This window comes from Indolivaga alginatilytica, from assembly GCF_003201355.1.
Lineage (GTDB): Bacteria > Bacteroidota > Bacteroidia > Bacteroidales > Dysgonomonadaceae > Dysgonomonas_A > Dysgonomonas_A alginatilytica.
Window position 1 is genome coordinate 16,991 of the sequence record NZ_QICL01000014.1, and the last position, 16,977, is coordinate 33,967.

Genomic DNA, 16,977 nt, shown 5'->3' on the forward strand with positions numbered 1-16,977 from the left:
ACTAAATAGAAACAATAGAAATAATTAATTATGAAAAAGACTTTTTTATATTTGTGTGTAGTGGCTGTATTGGCCGTCGTTTTTTCTTCCTGTCTGGGAGATAATGAATCTACAACTTCGGCGACAAAAACGTTTACTGTAATAAAGAAAAGCGATAGTGGTGGAGTATTGTATGCAGTTATTTACATTAATGGAAGGGCTTATATAACAGGAGAGGGGCTAACGGGTGTGAGTGCTGAGGATGCAGCACTGATTTCTTATAAGGTGAACCTGAATTATGTGGGTGGCTCTAATATTGCGCAAGCCGATTATATTACGGTAAATGAAGTGTATCCTAAGGGATCGCAGAAGTCTGTTGAAAGACATGCTATGGATACCACAGTGAATAATAGTCCTTTTAAATCTGTAGCTATAGAGGTGGCGGATCAAAATATGCTTTTCTCAAACAGATGGTTGTTCCAATTTTCGGCAGAGGTGAAAGGTGATCAAAATTTTGATGTGATCTTTTCTTATAATAAGGATGATCAGAAAGATAAAGACGGAAAAGAGTTACCTGCAAATACAGCTATTGTAGATGTTGTTTTAGTGAAAACAGGTGTTGCCGGAGACGGTGCGGCTCCAAAAACTGTAGAGAAGCCAGTTGTTGTTAATTTTACTGATTTTAGAGGAGCTATTACTCCTACAATAATTCCTTCAGAGGGAGTGATTGTGAAATTGTGGTTTAGATATATCTACATAAATCCTTCAACTAAGGTAAAAGATGTAAATTATTGGAACCCGGGAGTTGGCTTGGGCTTTTGGAATGAAACAAACTAATTTGAAGAATAAATAGAGTGTGTTCTATAAATAAAAGGAGGATTTCCAAATTTGGAAATCCTCCTTTTATTTATAGAAATAGCTTAGATTAAAAGAACTTGCCTCAAGAATCACTATCAAAAATAGTGAAAATATAGAGCAAGCTATGAGACACGTTTTTTTATTCTTTCTTTTTTCGGATAATTAATCGTATTTTTTTGATAATTCGCAGGAAATCTGTACCTTTGCGAGCCGATTATTATAAATGTGAATATAAATATTTGATATATAGCTGGTTATTTACTTAAATAAGTGTCCTTAGTAAATAAGTAAAACCAATGTTGTCAAATAAAAGTCATTAACCAAATTAAAAAATAAAGAAAGTGGATACTTTAAGTTATAAGACCATTTCTGCAAACAAAGCAACTGCTAAAAAAGAATGGGTTGTGATTGATGCATCAGGTCAAACTTTAGGCCGTTTGGCTTCAAAGGTGGCTATGCTTTTGAGAGGAAAGTACAAGCCAAGCTTTACTCCCCATGTTGATTGTGGAGATAATGTTATCGTTATTAATGCTGATAAAGTAGTTCTTACAGGTAACAAATGGACTGATCGTGTGTATTTGAGATATACAGGTTATCCGGGCGGACAACGTGCAACAACTCCTCAGGTATTGATGAGCAAAGGAGCTGATCGCTTAATGCATAAGGTTGTAAAAGGTATGTTACCTAAGAATAAATTAGGTGCGGCTGTATTGAAGAACCTTTATGTGTATGGTGGAACAGAGCACAAGCATGATGCTCAACAGCCAAAAGTAATAGATATTAACACTCTTAAATAATAACAATGGAAGTAATAAATGCAATTGGAAGACGTAAAGCTGCAGTAGCTCGCGTATACCTAAGCGAAGGAACTGGGAAAATTGTTATCAACAAAAGAGAACTAGCAAATTATTTTCCATCAACAATTCTTCAATATGTTGTAAACCAACCTCTAAATAAATTAGGTGTTGCTGAAAAATATGACATCAAGATTAATTTGAATGGTGGCGGATACAAAGGTCAGGCAGAAGCTGCTCGTCTGGGTATTGCTCGTGCTCTAGTGAAGATCAACGCTGATGATAAACCTGCTCTAAGAGCTGAAGGGTTTATGACTCGTGATCCACGTGTTGTTGAACGTAAAAAACCGGGACAACCTAAAGCAAGAAAGAAATTTCAATTCTCAAAACGTTAATTTGGATATGGCTTTCTCCCTCGGGCATTTGCTTTTGGTTGCATAAGTTCATAGGGGAGGATAGAAATATAGGCGTAGATGATACGTCGGTCAAAAGTTACGTTTAGTATCTAAATTGGCGGGACTTCTCAACAAAGAGCTACCCGGCAGTTCAATTACAGAAAAAGAAAGTAAACGCATTAAAAAAACAAAAATGGCAAAATTAGAATTTGACCAATTATTAGAAGCTGGTGTACACTTCGGACACTTAAAAAGAAAGTGGAACCCGGCAATGGCTCCTTATATTTTCATGGAGCGTAATGGCATTCACATTATCGACCTTTACAAATCAATAGCAAAAGCGGACGAAGCTGCTGCTGCTTTGAAACAAATAGCAAGATCAGGTAAAAAAATCTTATTCGTAGCAACTAAAAAGCAGGCGAAAGAAGTTGTAGCTGATTTGGCACTATCTATAAATATGCCTTACGTTATCGAGCGTTGGCCAGGAGGTATGTTAACCAACTTCCCAACTATTCGTAAAGCAGTAAAAAAAATGTCGACTATCGACAAAATGATTAAAGACGGTACGTTTGATACTCTTTCTAAGAGAGAAAAACTTCAAGTTGTTCGTCAACGTGCAAAATTGGAGAAAACGTTAGGTTCTATCCAAGATCTTACACGTTTGCCAGCCGCTTTGTTTATCGTAGACGTATTGAAAGAACATATTGCAGTAAAAGAAGCTCAACGTTTGGGTATTCCTGTATTTGCTATGGTAGATACAAACTCAAATCCTGCTGATATTGACTTTGTTATTCCTGCAAATGACGATGCTTCTAAATCTATCGAAGTAATTCTTTCTCACCTTTGCGATTCTATCAAAGAAGGTTTGGAAGAAAGAAAAGTAGAAAAAGCAGATAGTACTGCTGCTGAAGCACAAGAAGAAGGTGCAAGAAAAGACCGCAAAAGAACTACAGCTAAAAAAGAACGTACATCTAAAGATGATGACGAAGCTTTGAAAGCTGCTGTTACAAGCAAATTCGTTAAAGACGAAGAATAATAATTATACTAAAGGTTAAGAGTAAGTGCTAAGGGATAAGTCTTTTGGGCTGACTCTTGACCTTTTGCTTTTTTAAGAAAAAGCAAGTATTTAATGTCGTATTTGAAAGTTACAACTGTCAGTTGATATTATACTTGCCAAAGTAATAAAAAGGTCTTAAACCTAGAATATTAATAATCAAAAAAATATAAAGATATGGCAGTTACTATGGCTGATATCCAAAACCTTCGTAAGAGAACAGGTGCGGGTATGATGGATTGTAAAAGTGCATTGACAGAAGCAGAAGGTGATATCGAAAAAGCAATCGAAGTAATCCGTAAAAAAGGACAAGCTTTTGCTGCAAAACGTGGTGATCGTGAAGCTTCTGAAGGATGTGTACTTGCTGGTACGAATAATGATTTTGCTGCAATTGTTGCAGTAAGATGTGAAACTGATTTTGTTGCAATCAACTCTGAGTTTGTTGGTATGACTACTTCTATCTTAGATGTGGCATTAGCAAATAAACCTGCTGATTTGGATGCATTAAATAATCTGGAAATCGGAGGTCGTAAGATTGCTGATGTGGTTGTAGACCGCATGGGTATAACCGGAGAAAAAATGGAGATTGGCGCATATGAAACTATTATTGCTCCAACTGTAATTGCTTATGTTCACCCGGGTAATAAATTGGCAACTATTGTAGGTTTCAATAAAGCAAATGTAGATGCTCAGGTAGGAAAAGATGTTGCTATGCAAATTGCAGCAATGAATCCAGTTGCTTTGAAAGCTGAGCATGTATCGGAAGAGATCAGACAAAGAGAATTGAATCTTGCAAAAGAAAAAGCTCTGGAAGCAGGTAAGCCTGAAAATCTTATCGAAAAAATAGCTGAAGGTGCATTGACTAAGTTCTACAAAGAATTTACTCTTCTTCAACAAGAATTCATCAAGAATCCAAAACAAAATATTGAACAATATCTTCAATCTGTAGATAAAGAATTGACAGTAACTGAATTCAAACGTATTACTTTGAATGCAGAGTAATTAATTGATTTCAATATTATATAGTATATGAAAGCCGTACTCAACTTGAGTATGGCTTTTTTCTTTATACTCTTTAGCTGAAAAGACAATAATATGAAAAAACAATATTTTTCAAAGCGAAGACCTAAAATTTACGCTCTGATCTGTTTCATAAGCGGATTAGTTCTTCTGTTTGCCTTGGTTGCCGTTTCGGTCTCGTTATCGCTATTGTTTTCACTAAAGTTTTTTCTGGAAATACTGGATGAATTTATTGTTTTCTTTATCATAGCTTTCTTTTTAGTAATAGCTTGCGGGAATAATTCAATTTCATTCTTTCGAAAAAAGCAAATGGTGGTGGCAGAAGTTGATGGAAATGGAATGTATTATCGTACCGGATGTAACAGAATAAAGTATATATACTTTGTTGAAATAAAAGATATATATTTGAATGTAGATAAGAAGGTTGAAATTTTGTACAAGAATGGGCGAATTTTAACTGTATCGATGGAAATTACGGATGATGAGAAAATGGAATTTATCTCCCTTGTAAAGAAGAATCTAATAAAGAAAAGTTTTAAATAATATGATTAATATTTTTGATTTACGAAGAGATTTTACTCTAAAGACTTTAGATGAAAAGGATGTTTTGTTAAATCCGATAGCACAGTTTGAAGTCTGGTTCAAAGAGGCTATAGAAGCGGAAACCTTAGAGCCAAATGCAATGAATCTGGCAACAGTCGGCTTGGATATGAAGCCTTCTTCAAGAGTTGTTTTGCTAAAACAGATAAGAAGCGAAGGTTTTGTCTTTTTTACAAATTATGAGAGCCGAAAAGCAAAACAAATGAATGAAAATCCAAATTGTGCTTTATCTTTTATCTGGAACGAATTGGAGAGGCAGGTGCGTATAGAAGGTCGTGTGGAGAAGATACTGCCGGAAGAGTCTGACCTTTACTTTGAGAGGCGTCCTGTAGCCAGTAAATTAGGAGCATGGTCTTCTCCTCAGAGTGAAATAATACCTGATAGGGAATATTTAGAGGGCTTGGTTGCTGACTTTGAGCATCGGTTTTCAGCTGGAGAAATATCAAGACCGGATAATTGGGGTGGGTATCTTGTTCGTCCCGTATTAGTCGAATTCTGGCAAGGGCGCTCAAATCGTTTGCATGACAGAATTCAGTATATATATGAAAATAATGATTGGCAAATAAACAGACTGGCTCCCTAATTAAAAAAGTAACCTGAAAAGTTAAAATATCCTTTGTAAAATTGATACTAAAGATTTGCATATGTGAGATAAATATTATTAATTTGTATTAATTATAAACCAAAGACACAAAGCCTATCGAAAAATCATTACTCATAGTAACTTAGACATATAGTAATGGATGTATTAAAGAACATGACTGATGAAGAGTTGGTTATTTCTTATTCGATTGGTAATAATCTTGCTTTTGATGAACTTCTTATTCGTCATCAAAAGAACGTATATAATTATATATACTTCATAATAAGAAATAGAGAAATGGCTGAAGATGTTTTTCAGGAAACATTTATCAAGGCCATCACAACCATAAAGCAAGGTCGGTATACAGAAAATGGCAAATTCAGAGCTTGGATAATGCGTATAGCTCATAATCTGGTGATAGATTATTTCAGACAAGAAAGAAATGAGAATACGGTGTCTAATGATGAAACTGAGATTGATTTGTTGAATAATGCAAATCTGTGCGAAGGAACAATCGAAGATCAGCTTGTGTATGGACAGATTCTGCAAGATGTGAAAAAGCTGATACATTTTTTACCCGAAAGTCAACGTGAGGTTTTGGAGATGAGGTACTATCAGGGACTTAGCTTCAAGGAGATTTCGGAGCAGACCGGAATAAGCATTAATACCGCTTTGGGCAGAATGCGTTATGCTATATTGAATATACGTAAAATGGCCGAAGAGAATGGTATCATTCTTTCGGTGGGTTAAGATCTTCCCAGTCCTTAAATTCTAAAGATAATTGTATAGCATTGTTTCCAATGATGCTATCTGGGTTTTTTATACTTAGACCTAGTAAGCGTACTTTTCCTGATATATCTAAATCCTTCATTAACTCGAATCCGACTCTATATAAGGTGTCGTAGTCTGTGACCATTGAGAGTAAAGTCCGACTTCTGGTTATTATCCTGAAATCAGCATATTTTGCCTTTAATGTAATAGTACGTCCGAAAAATTCACTTCTTGTTATCCTTTCTATTACATCTTTAGCGATCTCGTCAAGCTCCAGAGCCAGTTCTTCAAAAGAGTCAATATCTCTTCCGAAGGTGTTTTCTGATCCTACTGATTTTCGCTCCCTGTTGGGTTCTACACCTCTTTCATCTATAGCTCTTGCATTAAGATAGTACATGTGTCCGGCTTTTCCGAAAAGAGAGACCAGTTCGCCTTCACTTTTAGCTTTAAGGTCAGCTCCGTTTTTAATATTTAATTCATGCATCTTTTGTGCTGTAACTTTTCCTACACCGAAGAAGCGCTCTATTGGAAGATTTTCAACAAAGATTTCAGCATCTTTAGGTCTTATTATAAATAATCCATTTGGCTTTTTGTAATCAGAAGCAATCTTTGCCAAGAATTTATTGTAAGAAATCCCTGCGGAAGCAGTGAGAGATGTCTCTTCGTATATTTTCTTTCTTATTTCTTTAGCTATTTGTGTTGCATAAAGTATTCCTTTGTGGTTCTCGGTTACGTCAAGAAAAGCTTCGTCAAGCGATAAGGGCTCAACAAGATCAGTGTATTCTAGAAAAATATCCATAATCTGATTGGATACAGATTTATAAACATCAAACCGGGCAGGAACAAATATAAGGTGGGGACATTTTCGCGATGCTGTTTTGGATGGCATTGCAGATCTTACGCCGTATTTACGTGCCTCATAGCTGGCAGCGGCTACTACACCTCTGTCCCCGGCATATCCTACTGCCAGAGGCTTGCCTCTATATGCTTCATTGTCTCTTTGCTCAATTGAAGCATAGAAGGCGTCCATATCTATGTGAATGATTTTCCTCACATACAAATTTAGTGAAATAGAGAGGAAAAACGAGAATAGCGGGTTGTATTAACTGTTGTAAAGTATTGACTGATATTTTTATGGAGGTAATTGGTTGTAATTGATGTGATTACTTGGGAGAGGAAAAGGCCTGAGACCTTATATTCCTCTCTGAATATTGATATACCAACTAAATAGGGTTAAAATGAGAAACAGGAGATAGACTTTCCATGTTATCAGGCTGTTAATCTTGGATATGAAGACTTCTTTGCCTCTTATTGTATCAGTTAATAAACAGATAAGGCTGATGACGATAAAGATTGTCAAGGGCATCCCCAATATGTGATAATGGAATGATTGAATGAAGTTTCCGTTAAAAAGGGCTAAGGTTGCGCGACCTAGTCCACATCCGGGACATGGTATTCCTGTAAGATTCTTGAAAACGCAAATAGTGCTATTATGCTCGTGATTTTGATAAAGATCCATGAGCAAAAGGGAAGCATAAGCTAGTGCGATTACCAGAGTATATTTAAAGCTCTGTGGTAGTTGTTTTATGGGCGATGTTATTCGCATATTGTATGAATAGATCGTAATTGTACTCTTTAGTCAGGTTTCCTATAATAAACCAGTCTATAATAGTCCAAATAAAACATCCGCCAAAAGTAACCAGTTTGATAATACCTAGAAAAACATCGTCTATCATCATCCTGTCAATGCCTAGACATCCGACCATAACGGATAGGCAGATAACCATCGACGGATCTTTATAATTCATTGAAGTTGCGATGATAGATTCCTGAGGAGTCATTTCCTCCAGTCTGGTTTTAATAACGGATAAGCGATGGTTTGGAAACTTACTCTGATTATTAACAACAAAAAGAATTATCTCGTTTTGAGTCATAGTATACTGAAAAAAAAAGCTCTCATTTTAAATAAAAGAGAGCTTTTGCATTTGTTTAGACTCCAAGAGCTTGCGTGAATAAATTGAAATTGTATTCTCTTGCTTTATCTTGTATTAAGAACCAGTCTACAATTGTCCATACACAACATCCACCAGCAGTAAGTAGTTTTAATACACCTAAACCAGTTTCGCCTAGCATAAATCTGTCTATACCTAGAGGACCAGCCAAAAGAGATATTATAAGCATGGTTGTTGGGTCTTTATAATCCAAAGATAAAGCTAATTGAAATTTGCTGTCATCTAATTGGCTTAGTTTATTGGAAATTAAAGAAAGTTGGCTTGTTGAAAATTTCTTTCCATTTGTAGCCAAAAACATATCAATTTTGTTTTGATCCATTGGGTGTTTTTTTGTTAGTTATTTTATTAAAATTAAGGCAAAAGTATTCATAATAAACGGACTATGCAATAGGCTAAAAACCATTCTGTTTTTTTGTATAATAATGTTATAATACAGTTTCTTATGGTGCTAATGCATGGTAGGGATGATTTAATCTTTTGGTAAGCATTCATATCTGCAAACATTTTCGTATTTTCGCAGTTCGAAAAATATTTTTTTAATTATGGAAATTGCAAGTAAGTACAATCCTGCGGAAGTAGAGGATAAATGGTATGAGTATTGGATGAAAAATAATCTTTTTCATTCTGAACCAGACAGTCGCGAGCCGTTTACTGTCGTCATTCCTCCTCCTAATGTCACAGGTGTTCTGCATATGGGACACATGTTGAACAATTCTATACAGGATATACTAGTCCGTCGTGCACGCATGATGGGTAAAAATGCTTGCTGGGTTCCGGGAACAGACCATGCTTCTATTGCTACTGAGGCTAAAGTGGTAGGCAGATTAGCTTCGCAGGGAATTAATAAAAGAGACCTTACTCGTGATGAGTTTTTGAAACATGCTTGGGAATGGACTGACGAACATGGTGGAATAATCCTCGAACAATTACGTAAACTTGGAGCTTCGTGCGATTGGGATCGGACTTGTTTTACACTGGATGAGAAACGTTCGGAAAGCGTATTCAAAGTATTTGCAGACCTTTATCGCAAAGGTTTAGTATATCGCGGAGTTCGCATGGTCAATTGGGATCCTGCTGCAAAAACTGCTCTGTCGGACGAAGAGGTTATACATAAAGAAGAAAACAGTAAATTATATTACTTAAAATATGAGGTTGAAGGCGAAGATGGTTTTGCTGTTGTTGCAACTACACGTCCTGAAACTATTTTTGGAGACGTTGCTGTTTGTATCAATCCGAATGATGAGAAAACAGCGCATCTGAAAGGTAAGAAGGTTATAGTTCCAATTGTAAACCGTGTTGTTCCTATCATCGAGGATGATTATGTAGATATGGAGTTTGGAACGGGATTTCTGAAAGTTACTCCTGCCCATGATGTAAATGACTATATGTTGGGTGAGAAACATAATTTGGAAGCTCTCGATATTTTCAATGACGATGGTTCACTCAACGCACATGGACTTCAATACGAAGGTCTGGACAGATTTGATGTCCGCAAGAAGATCGAAAAAGATTTGGAAGAAGCAGGACTTTTGGAAAAAGCGGAAGCTTATACCAATAAAGTAGGTTTCTCGGAGCGTACCAATGTACCCATCGAACCAAAGCTATCCATGCAGTGGTTTTTAAAGATGGAAGATTTGGCAAAACCGGCTCTTGATGCTGTTGAAGACGATACAATAAAATTCTATCCGGCACGCTATAAAAATACATACCGTTATTGGATGGAGAACATCAAAGATTGGTGTATAAGCCGTCAACTTTGGTGGGGACATCGTATCCCTGCATACTATTTGCCCGAAGGTGGCTATGTAGTAGCAGAGACTCCCGAACTGGCTTTGATTGAAGCTCAAAAAAAGAATCCAAGCTTAACGATGGAAGATCTTCGCCAAGATGAAGACTGTCTGGATACTTGGTTCTCTTCATGGTTATGGCCTATATCGGTATTTGATGGCATAAATCATCCTGATAATAAGGATATAGAGTATTATTATCCTACGAGCGATTTGGTAACAGGTCCGGATATTATCTTCTTTTGGGTAGCCCGTATGATAATGTCGGGTTATGAATATCGCAAGAAACCATGTTTTCAGAATGTATACTTTACAGGAATTGTTCGCGACAAGCAAGGTCGTAAGATGTCTAAACAATTAGGAAACTCTCCTGACCCTATTGAGCTGATGGCTAAGTATGGAGCAGATGGGGTACGTATGGGCTTACTGCTTACGGCTCCTGCAGGAAATGATATTCCTTTTGATGAAGCTCTTTGCGAACAAGGACGTAACTTTAATAGTAAAATATGGAATGCTTTCCGCCTTGTAAAAGGGTGGGAGGTTGATAACTCAATAGAGCAACCCGAAGCAGCAACTATTGCCGTGAAATGGTTTGATGATGTATTGTCGAAAACAATTGCAGAAGTAGATGAGCTGTTTGCTAAATACCGTTTGTCGGAAGCTCTAATGCTTGTTTATAAATTGTTCTGGGACGAGTTCTCATCGTGGTATTTGGAAGTAATTAAACCTGCTTACCAAAAACCGATCGATGCGAAAACCTATCAGCAGACACTTGGTTTCTTCGATTCGCTATTAAGAATATTGCATCCATTTATGCCTTTCATCACAGAGGAATTATGGCAAGCTCTTTCAGAAAGAAAAGATGGAGAAAGCATAATGATTGCGTCTATGCCTGCTGCTAAAATAGTAGATAGCGATCTTCTGAATTCATTTGAGAAGGTTAAAGAAATTGTTTCGGGTATCCGTACCATCAGATTACAGAAAAATATAGCTAATAAAGATCCGTTGGAATTAGAGATTATGGGAGATCATGATGACTCACTTAATTCTGTTATTTCTAAAATGGGTAATATCTCAGAGATCAGGAAGACATCGGATAAAAATCCATTGGCAATATCTTTCCTTGTAGGAACCACAGAATTTGCTGTACCTATGGGTAACAATATTGATGTGGAAGCCGAGATTGCAAAACTTGAAGCTGATCTTGTTTATCAACAAGGTTTCTTGAATTCGGTTATGAAGAAACTGAGTAACGAAAAGTTTGTAGCTAATGCAAAAGCTGATGTCGTAGATGCAGAACGTAAAAAACAAGCGGATGCTGAAAGTAAGATCAAAACCATTGAAGAAACGATTCAAAGCTTAAAGAAATAAGGTTACGACCTTATACTATACCTATAGAAAAAGAGCTCTACCAACGGTAGAGCTCTTTTTTATTTAAGATATGCATTAAGCAGTTGTTTCTGTTTCTTTAGCTATATATATAGGACGCTTTTTTGTTTCCAAATAAGTTTTCGATAAGTACTGTCCGAGTATTCCCAAGCAAAGCAATTGAATACCTCCAATAAAGAATATGGCACATATCAAAGACGGATAACCGGGAACGGGATCGCCCCACAGTAAAGTCTTGGTGATAATCATACAAATCCAAACGAGTGATATAAGGAAGAATACAAATCCAAATACAGAGGCTATAGCCAAGGGACGAGTAGAGAAAGCTATAATACCTTCGAGTGAGTAAAAGAATAGCCCCCAGAACGACCATTTTGTCTCTCCGGCTACACGTTCTACATTTTCATAAGCAATCCATTTGGTATTGAATCCTACCCATCCAAAAATACCTTTCGAGAATCTGTTGTATTCTCCTACCTGCAAGATTGAATTTACCATTGCACGAGACATCAATCTGAAATCTCTGGCTCCGTCTACAATTTCGGTATCCGATATTTTATTGATCAGCTGATAGAATTGTTTGGCGAAAAATGAACGTATGATAGGTTCGCCCTTACGGTCTTCTCTACGGGTTGCAACACAATCAAAATCTTCAGTTTTAAGAGATTCATACATCTCAACCAGTAAATGTGGTGGATCTTGAAGGTCGGCATCCAACATGGCAACATAGTCGCCTGTTGCAGCCTCAAGTCCAGCGTATATAGCTGCTTCTTTGCCGAAGTTTCGAGAGAATGAGACATAACGTACTCTGTCATCTTTTTTTCTAAGTTCTTTGATAACTTGTAGCGTTTTATCTTTAGAGCCATCATTCACAAAAATGAACTCGAAATCTTGTCCATTCATTTGTTGAGCTACTTTTACTAGTTCTTCGTATAAATATGGAAGAGCCTGTTCTTCGTTGTAGCAGGGAACAATTGCTGATATTTTATCCATTTATAACTTTGTTTTTGTATAAAATTAGAGTGTTGAAGAGGTTGAGCAAAAGAATGAGGCGATATTTAATCATTCCGATTATTAAATCTCCTTTTAATCCTGATTTCTCTCTCTGTATATCTTTTATAGACAATCTGGTGTTCGGATTGTTTATTATTGTTTTAATATTTTTATATCGCTTGAAGAAGCTGTTCGTATTATTTGTAAAATACTCATTATTAATAGAGGTAACAGCTCTTAATGTGTAATCGTTTTTAATCCTCTTATTGGCTTCTGTTATAAACGGATCAGATTTTACGTGAGTATATGCTTTCTTAAGGTCATCAAGAAATATTAATTCTTGTTGCCAACGGATAGGATCGTATCTGTTAGACAGAGATTCATCGTTTACCTGATAATGATAGAGAACAGAATCTATAAAGAACATTCTGTTTGAATGCAACATCGCTGTGATGGTGAATAGTCGGTCTTCGCATCTCCTCAATTCTTTATTGAAGCGGATATGATTTTTCTCGATAACCTTTCTTCTGAATAGATGAATCCAAAGAACTCCGAGGATAAACATACCTCCGAATTTCTCTGATCCAACCATTGGTAATACGATTTCTTGCTCAAATCTTTCCCCTGAATATTCTCCTTTAAAAGGCAGTTGATTCAATATCTCACTTTTCCGGTATGCATTGAATCTAAGTATATCTATGCTGTTATTATCCAGATAAGGTATAAGAGTTTCGTATGTGTTTAGCTCTATGTAATCATCGGGGTCTACAAAGCTTATATAATCTCCTGTTGCGATATCTAATCCTGCATTACGGGCAGATGAAACTCCTCCGTTTGCTTGATGTATCACATTTATGCGAGGGTCATTCTGTGCATAAGCATTACAAATATCTCCCGAAGAATCCGTTGATCCATCATTTATAAGAATAATGTCTAAAGCGGTGTAGGTCTGATTCACAACGGAATCAAGGCAACGCCCCAGAAATTGTTCCATATTATAGATCGGGATTATTATAGAGATAGTAGGAGTCATAAGTTACATTCAATAATATCGTTGTATGTTTACTTGTAGTGGCAGACTTGTATATCTGTCCGAGTTACTACATAATTACTAAAAAGGTCTATGACCTTAGTTTTTTATAAATAGCTTCTGCTATAAAGAAATCTTCTTCCCAATCGATGTCGAAAGAATCTATATCATTATTCTCAAATAAGAATGGTTTCTTTCCGATTCTGTCTTCAAGATTTCTGTATATATCTATATCTGCCAGAAATATCCCGCTATTGATTTCGTAAAGCGGCTCAATAGTTTGGGTTCTTGGCCATTTCTCTTTGTTGCGGTTATAATTTACAGCACCTTCTTTATTCCAGATGAAAGTTCGCAAGGCAGTGACTGACATTAGAGAATCATGATCGCCCTTACTTAGAGCATTTTTATAGGCATCGATTGCTTCTTCATATATTTTACCATCAATGAAGGGTGATGTTACATGAGTCCACAAGACAGCTCCTTCTGTGATGATAGTAGGTACATATTTTACCAGATCATCAGTAGATGTGCTTGATGTTGCCAGATGCTCAGGTCGTCTGTCTATTCTTATTTTATCGCTTGATACTGTTTCGGCTAGTTGAATTACCTCTTCATCATTAGTAGACAAAACAATAGAGTCAATAGCATTACAAGCTACCAGTTGTTGTAATTTTATCTTTAATAGTCCACCCTCAATACCTGCAAAAGTGCGAGTGTTCTTATGAGGAACTCTTTCGCTGCCTGCCCTACATGGAAGAAAAACTGATATTTTCATTTAATAAAACATTATTTAGTTATAACTAACTGTCGTATTTATATTTATGAAAGCAATAACACGGTCTGAAACCTTTAATCTATTAATAATCGGTATACCGATAAATTTTTCACTCCTTGATATTTTGTAGCAGTTATGGTTGCTACCTCTATATCGGGTCTTTTATCTACAATCTGTGAAAGCAGATATTCGTTTTCGGAAGTGAGTAGTCTTTCATTTTCATTTATCAAGCCATCATAGCCGTCATATCCTGCAATATATACAGTTGTTGCAGATAATTCTATTGCTGTTTGCAATGCCAATGCTGTATGCGAATCTTGATAAAGTGGAGAGAATGTTACTTCTTTAAGCTCGAAGCTCTTGTCTATTAGCTGTTGAGGAATATAAGTTCCCATTTTTCGAGGGTAAGAAGGTAGAACACACGAAATTTTATTCAGATCGAAGTCTGCAAATACTTTCTCTAAACGGTGTCCTTCGTTTCCTACTAAGCAGAAAAACTGAGGAATATCTATGTCATTATAATAACCTGCATTTTTGCTGCTTGCATGAATGATGCAGATGCTTTTGTCTTCTTGTTTCTTTATAAACTGTTTTATTGCGGTCGCACAATTGGCTCCACTTGGACCTCCTCCTATAATAAGCACAGTGTCGAAATGTGATTTGTCAGAATTGAAGATAGGAAGTTTTAGGTTGTCTCCTTTTTTATCCTTCATATTATGCAATGCCTGCAAGATACTATTGATAGAGTAAAAGCGACGAGTAACCCAATCCATCACATCCTTTTGTGGTAGTGAATTGAAACCCGAAACCATATAAGGAAGGTTGGTTCCCCAACCATATTCTTCTTTTAAACGTTCAAAATCGGCAACAGTAGTACTTAGGCTGTTGAAATCTAACGATACACCTTCTTTTGAGGAGAAGTAAGATAGTAGCAGTTCGGTTTTCATATTACCTGCACCTCGTCCCATTCCCGTAATAGTAGTATCAATAAGTTCGCATCCAGCTTTTATGGCTGCCAGTGTATTGGCAAATGCCAATTCGGTATTGTTATGACCATGAAAACCAATTTTACATTGCAGTACCGATCTTAGGTGTCGGGTTATGGTTTCTACTTCTTCCGGGAATATACTTCCATAAGAATCAACCATAGAGAAGCTATCAACTTTACCATTTAATGAGGCTACATCTGTCATGAAATCAGGATACTCAGTCATCCATTTGGATACGTACATTACGTTGAATCCCATTTCGAATCCCATTTCTTTGATGCGAGCAGCAGTTTCTCCTGCACGTTTTATATTGGCAGGGTCAACAGCCATTCTTACAATGTCTATTGTTCCTTTGCAAGAAGATAAGAGCTTTTCAAGATCATCTATCTTAACTTCTTTCTCATTCAACATAATGCCTATTTTCTTCGAAGGCATATGCTGACGAGCGTATTTCAATATATAATCGGGGCAGTAATTATACTCCCCTTTATATCCATCCTGAACTAAAGATCTGTACCCGATTTCAATATACGAAACAGGCAGTTTCTCCATTGCCTGAAAATAATTAAGAGTCAGGTTTTCATTAAAATCCCAATTGGTGTAATATCCTCCATCCCTAAGGGTACAGTCTACTATATCTATCATGATAGTTGCGGATTAAATACATACTTAATAATATCTTTCATTTCCTGTCTGACCTCTTCCTCCGGTTTTTGGCTAAACTCATCTAGTTTAGTTTCGAACTCCGGTAGGTTTACAAATTTGTCGTCCATACCGATAAATTCTTCATTTTCTGATTCAGACCATCGTAAGGAAATCTTACCTAAAGCCAACGATTCGTAATAAGCAGTTGTATTAACAGCAATCGTAAAGTTGACCATATCTGATCTTAGCACTTCTTGTACCGAATGTTCCCGTCCAAGGAAAATCATATTGTCGGAAATGCTGGCAAACGATTTATGTTCCACATCCATCAAAAAAGGGTGCTTCTTTATATAGAACAGTATTTTATTATTATGGTTCTTATTAAATTCTTTGAGTAAAGAAAGTAGCCTGTCATTAGATGGAATGTAAATAGCCCGTCCCAGTAAAACCAGACATTTGGTAAAGGATTGATCTACGTGCCCAATCGTTACATCCTTGTATTTAGGGTTTCCCATCAATATTAATCTTGATTGGTCTATCCCCTTTGAAGTCAGATAATCGACCGTCGATTGTCCCCAACACAAAAGCTTGTCGGCTATCATATTGCCGAAATTGATATAGTCGAAAGGAATCATTAGTTTGAAATCGCAAAAAATTCCATGCTGCATCGATATGGTTTCTATCCCTCTGTTTTTGAAGTAAAGGGTAAGTAAGCTTTCTTCCTTATAAGCTGCATTGAAACAAATATATCTTTTGATGTTTTCGGGACATTGTGCCTTTTCCAATGCATTTATCTGGTTAAACAGCTTGGTCAATAAGCCTACTAAAAACAGCTTAGTCATAAAAGATTCGCCAATTGAGCGACCAAAAATGAGTTTAAATGCTTTAGCCAAGTGCTTGAAATATGAAAAACTGAGGAAGGATATTTTCTTATTGGGAAGGGCGGACAGTTTAACAATTGAAGAATCGGGATAAATGGACTTTACCGAATTTGCTAAGTCTTGATAATCGTCTCTATCTATAAGAAATGATATAACAGAAGATGATTTAGTATCAAGAACTTTGCTTAAGTCTTTAATCTGTGTGCTGATGTAAAACTCTTTAAATACCTCTCTTGCCGAAATAGCATCGTCACTAAACAGGAATGTGAAATAGCCCGGAACCAGAAGCTTTACATTATACCCTTTGTATGTATAATTTAACTTCTCAAGTAAAGACTTATATCGATTATAATACGTTTTATCCATGTAAGTTTATAATAACAATGAGTGGCGAGACTTTGTTTCTTTATTCGTTTTTAGGT

Annotated in this window: 18 protein-coding genes; 9 read left to right on the forward strand and 9 right to left on the reverse strand. The window is 36.4% G+C overall.

Features of this window, described 5'->3' with window-relative positions:
* Positions 1-30: 30 nt before the first annotated feature.
* The 8 genes from CLV62_RS11585 (at position 31) to CLV62_RS11620 (ending at position 6,033) form a co-directional block, all read left to right on the forward strand.
* The gene (locus tag CLV62_RS11585) at positions 31-816 is read left to right on the forward strand and encodes a hypothetical protein (protein WP_110310951.1); all 786 of its coding nucleotides are present in this window, start codon (positions 31-33) and stop codon (positions 814-816) included.
* A gap of 362 nt (positions 817-1,178) precedes the next feature.
* Positions 1,179-1,634, forward strand: a complete 456-nt coding sequence (gene rplM / locus CLV62_RS11590; protein WP_110310952.1) for a 50S ribosomal protein L13 — start codon at positions 1,179-1,181, stop codon at positions 1,632-1,634.
* Between the two features lie 5 nt (positions 1,635-1,639).
* Entirely contained in the window at positions 1,640-2,026 is a 387-nt protein-coding gene (rpsI, locus tag CLV62_RS11595) for a 30S ribosomal protein S9 (RefSeq protein ID WP_050710317.1), read from the forward strand.
* Between the two features lie 193 nt (positions 2,027-2,219).
* Entirely contained in the window at positions 2,220-3,062 is an 843-nt protein-coding gene (gene rpsB, locus CLV62_RS11600; protein WP_110311027.1) for a 30S ribosomal protein S2, read from the forward strand.
* A 195-nt stretch (positions 3,063-3,257) separates the two neighbouring features.
* Complete coding sequence (gene tsf / locus CLV62_RS11605; RefSeq protein ID WP_110310953.1) at positions 3,258-4,082, forward strand: translation elongation factor Ts; 825 nt, start codon at positions 3,258-3,260, stop codon at positions 4,080-4,082.
* 93 nt (positions 4,083-4,175) lie between these two features.
* The gene (locus CLV62_RS11610; RefSeq protein WP_110310954.1) at positions 4,176-4,643 is read left to right on the forward strand and encodes a hypothetical protein; all 468 of its coding nucleotides are present in this window, start codon (positions 4,176-4,178) and stop codon (positions 4,641-4,643) included.
* Position 4,644: 1 nt separating this feature from the next.
* Positions 4,645-5,283, forward strand: coding sequence for a pyridoxamine 5'-phosphate oxidase (gene pdxH, locus CLV62_RS11615; RefSeq protein ID WP_110310955.1), 639 nt, complete (start codon positions 4,645-4,647; stop codon positions 5,281-5,283).
* A 156-nt stretch (positions 5,284-5,439) separates the two neighbouring features.
* Entirely contained in the window at positions 5,440-6,033 is a 594-nt protein-coding gene (locus CLV62_RS11620; RefSeq protein WP_110310956.1) for an RNA polymerase sigma factor, read from the forward strand.
* Here the strand turns inward: CLV62_RS11620 and dinB are convergent.
* The 4 genes from dinB to CLV62_RS11640 form a co-directional block, all read right to left on the reverse strand.
* Positions 6,014-7,114, reverse strand: coding sequence for a DNA polymerase IV (gene dinB, locus CLV62_RS11625; RefSeq protein WP_110310957.1), 1,101 nt, complete (start codon positions 7,112-7,114; stop codon positions 6,014-6,016). The genes CLV62_RS11620 and dinB overlap by 20 nt on opposite strands.
* 132 nt (positions 7,115-7,246) lie before the next feature.
* Positions 7,247-7,660, reverse strand: coding sequence for a DUF2752 domain-containing protein (locus tag CLV62_RS11630; RefSeq protein ID WP_110310958.1), 414 nt, complete (start codon positions 7,658-7,660; stop codon positions 7,247-7,249).
* Positions 7,617-7,988 (reverse strand): TM2 domain-containing protein, encoded by a 372-nt coding sequence (locus tag CLV62_RS11635; protein WP_110310959.1) that lies wholly within the window; start codon positions 7,986-7,988, stop codon positions 7,617-7,619. Before CLV62_RS11635 ends, CLV62_RS11630 begins: the two co-directional genes overlap by 44 nt.
* Positions 7,989-8,043: 55 nt before the next feature.
* Positions 8,044-8,385, reverse strand: a complete 342-nt coding sequence (locus CLV62_RS11640; RefSeq protein WP_050710309.1) for a TM2 domain-containing protein — start codon at positions 8,383-8,385, stop codon at positions 8,044-8,046.
* Positions 8,386-8,608: 223 nt separating this feature from the next.
* Between CLV62_RS11640 and CLV62_RS11645 the strand changes: the two genes are divergently transcribed.
* The gene (locus CLV62_RS11645) at positions 8,609-11,224 is read left to right on the forward strand and encodes a valine--tRNA ligase (RefSeq protein WP_110310960.1); all 2,616 of its coding nucleotides are present in this window, start codon (positions 8,609-8,611) and stop codon (positions 11,222-11,224) included.
* Between the two features lie 75 nt (positions 11,225-11,299).
* Here the strand turns inward: CLV62_RS11645 and CLV62_RS11650 are convergent, their stop codons facing one another.
* From CLV62_RS11650 to CLV62_RS11670, 5 genes are all read right to left on the reverse strand, one after another.
* A complete protein-coding gene (locus CLV62_RS11650) occupies positions 11,300-12,235 on the reverse strand; it encodes a glycosyltransferase family 2 protein (RefSeq protein WP_110310961.1) in 936 nt (311 codons plus the stop codon).
* The gene (locus CLV62_RS11655) at positions 12,228-13,268 is read right to left on the reverse strand and encodes a glycosyltransferase (RefSeq protein ID WP_110310962.1); all 1,041 of its coding nucleotides are present in this window, start codon (positions 13,266-13,268) and stop codon (positions 12,228-12,230) included. The genes CLV62_RS11650 and CLV62_RS11655 overlap by 8 nt, the downstream gene beginning before the upstream one ends.
* Positions 13,269-13,356: 88 nt before the next feature.
* Complete coding sequence (locus CLV62_RS11660; RefSeq protein ID WP_110310963.1) at positions 13,357-14,040, reverse strand: acylneuraminate cytidylyltransferase family protein; 684 nt, start codon at positions 14,038-14,040, stop codon at positions 13,357-13,359.
* A 74-nt stretch (positions 14,041-14,114) separates the two neighbouring features.
* Positions 14,115-15,674, reverse strand: coding sequence for an aldolase catalytic domain-containing protein (locus CLV62_RS11665; protein ID WP_110310964.1), 1,560 nt, complete (start codon positions 15,672-15,674; stop codon positions 14,115-14,117).
* Entirely contained in the window at positions 15,671-16,921 is a 1,251-nt protein-coding gene (locus CLV62_RS11670) for a hypothetical protein (protein WP_110310965.1), read from the reverse strand. The genes CLV62_RS11665 and CLV62_RS11670 overlap by 4 nt, the downstream gene beginning before the upstream one ends.
* Between the last annotated feature and the right edge of the window lie 56 nt (positions 16,922-16,977).

What these genes read in the sequence shown, in the direction of transcription:
- CLV62_RS11660 (WP_110310963.1), bottom strand. Translation starts at nt 14,040, where the DNA reads ATGAAAATATCAGTTTTTCTTCCATGTAGGGCAGGCAGCGAAAGAGTT.
- rpsI (WP_050710317.1), top strand. Translation starts at nt 1,640, where the DNA reads ATGGAAGTAATAAATGCAATTGGAAGACGTAAAGCTGCAGTAGCTCGC.
- CLV62_RS11630 (WP_110310958.1), bottom strand. Translation starts at nt 7,660, where the DNA reads ATGCGAATAACATCGCCCATAAAACAACTACCACAGAGCTTTAAATAT.
- CLV62_RS11620 (WP_110310956.1), top strand. Translation starts at nt 5,440, where the DNA reads ATGGATGTATTAAAGAACATGACTGATGAAGAGTTGGTTATTTCTTAT.
- pdxH (WP_110310955.1), top strand. Translation starts at nt 4,645, where the DNA reads ATGATTAATATTTTTGATTTACGAAGAGATTTTACTCTAAAGACTTTA.
- CLV62_RS11635 (WP_110310959.1), bottom strand. Translation starts at nt 7,988, where the DNA reads ATGACTCAAAACGAGATAATTCTTTTTGTTGTTAATAATCAGAGTAAG.
- CLV62_RS11650 (WP_110310961.1), bottom strand. Translation starts at nt 12,235, where the DNA reads ATGGATAAAATATCAGCAATTGTTCCCTGCTACAACGAAGAACAGGCT.
- rpsB (WP_110311027.1), top strand. Translation starts at nt 2,220, where the DNA reads ATGGCAAAATTAGAATTTGACCAATTATTAGAAGCTGGTGTACACTTC.
- tsf (WP_110310953.1), top strand. Translation starts at nt 3,258, where the DNA reads ATGGCAGTTACTATGGCTGATATCCAAAACCTTCGTAAGAGAACAGGT.
- CLV62_RS11655 (WP_110310962.1), bottom strand. Translation starts at nt 13,268, where the DNA reads ATGACTCCTACTATCTCTATAATAATCCCGATCTATAATATGGAACAA.
- CLV62_RS11665 (WP_110310964.1), bottom strand. Translation starts at nt 15,674, where the DNA reads ATGATAGATATAGTAGACTGTACCCTTAGGGATGGAGGATATTACACC.
- CLV62_RS11670 (WP_110310965.1), bottom strand. Translation starts at nt 16,921, where the DNA reads ATGGATAAAACGTATTATAATCGATATAAGTCTTTACTTGAGAAGTTA.
- CLV62_RS11645 (WP_110310960.1), top strand. Translation starts at nt 8,609, where the DNA reads ATGGAAATTGCAAGTAAGTACAATCCTGCGGAAGTAGAGGATAAATGG.
- CLV62_RS11610 (WP_110310954.1), top strand. Translation starts at nt 4,176, where the DNA reads ATGAAAAAACAATATTTTTCAAAGCGAAGACCTAAAATTTACGCTCTG.
- CLV62_RS11585 (WP_110310951.1), top strand. Translation starts at nt 31, where the DNA reads ATGAAAAAGACTTTTTTATATTTGTGTGTAGTGGCTGTATTGGCCGTC.
- CLV62_RS11640 (WP_050710309.1), bottom strand. Translation starts at nt 8,385, where the DNA reads ATGGATCAAAACAAAATTGATATGTTTTTGGCTACAAATGGAAAGAAA.